The organism is Nitrosomonas sp. Nm34, from assembly GCF_900113925.1.
Classification (GTDB): Bacteria; Pseudomonadota; Gammaproteobacteria; order Burkholderiales; family Nitrosomonadaceae; genus Nitrosomonas.
The window spans coordinates 1-1114 of the sequence record NZ_FORD01000146.1; the positions used below are offsets into that span (position 1 = coordinate 1).

General features: G+C 40.6%; 2 pseudogenes. One reads left to right on the plus strand and one right to left on the minus strand.

The features are described from left to right. Positions 1 to 444 (plus strand): annotated as a pseudogene (locus BM283_RS17800) (IS3 family transposase); the annotation flags it as partial. A gap of 579 nt (positions 445 to 1023) precedes the next feature. On the opposite strand, the pseudogene BM283_RS18530 reads toward BM283_RS17800, so the two are convergent. Then, positions 1024 to 1114 (minus strand): annotated as a pseudogene (locus tag BM283_RS18530) (IS5/IS1182 family transposase); the annotation flags it as partial.

Sequence of the window (1114 nt, forward strand, 5' to 3'; positions counted from 1 at the left end):
GCTACCGACATAACCTATGTCCCCATGGAGAAGGGCTTTGGCTATCTGGTTGCCATCATCGACTGGCATTCGCGTAAGGTGTTGAGCTGGCGCTTGTCCAATACCCTGGATACTGATTTTTGTACTCAGGCGCTGGAGGCAGCCATCCAGGATTATGGCTGTCCACAGATCATGAATACCGACCAGGGCGTACAGTTCACCAGCGAAGCATTTACCTCCATACTAAAAGATCATCCTATTCAGATCAGCATGGATGGCAAGGGTTGCTACTATGACAATATTTTTATTGAACGGCTTTGGCGGACAGTTAAATATGAGCTTTTATATACCCGAGAATTCAATAATCTGAAGGAGATAAAGCAGAATTTATCCACATGGTTTGAATGGTACCATCAAGAACGATTTCATCAAAGCCTTGACAGTCTTACGCCTCATGAAATCTACTATAATGATCCAGGAATTGATCGGGTTGCCTGAACTCGATTAACTATACATGTCAGAGCTTAACTTTCTTTCAGGTTGTCCAGTTACAGGGAACCACATCAGTCTTAGATAACTCGGTGAGCTAATTTACAGCCCACCGAGTTATTTTATATTTGAATTTGTTTGAACTTTGTTAGTGAGAATGAGTACTAATTAATACTCCTAGTATGGGAGTATTTTAGTACATACCTGCTGATGTTCTGCCATTACGTCATCGGCTATGTATATGTTTTTTATCCCCCTTGCGGTACATGGCATAGTTCTCTGACTCCTTTCTTATCGCTATGTACCGCATCCTTATTGATGTTCATCAACTATTAAAAGCGTTTACCTTATCATTTGTAAGATTTCTTATGTAGGATCTCAACGTTGACAGGTGTGCCGTATCCTTCAGCTGGTATTTCAATTGTGTTGCCGTCAGATTTTCTTGCCTCAGGCTCTGTTGGCATTTTAGCGAAACCAAATAAAAGTGACATTCATTCAAATGATAAATTTATATAAGAACATGTATTTATAAAATATTTAGGGTCTGTTGACATTTCACATAGGTAGCCACAGATATCCACACGCTATGGCTACCATACTTTCATAATTTCGCTTCAGCTTGTCGTATCGTGTCGCTATTGCCCGG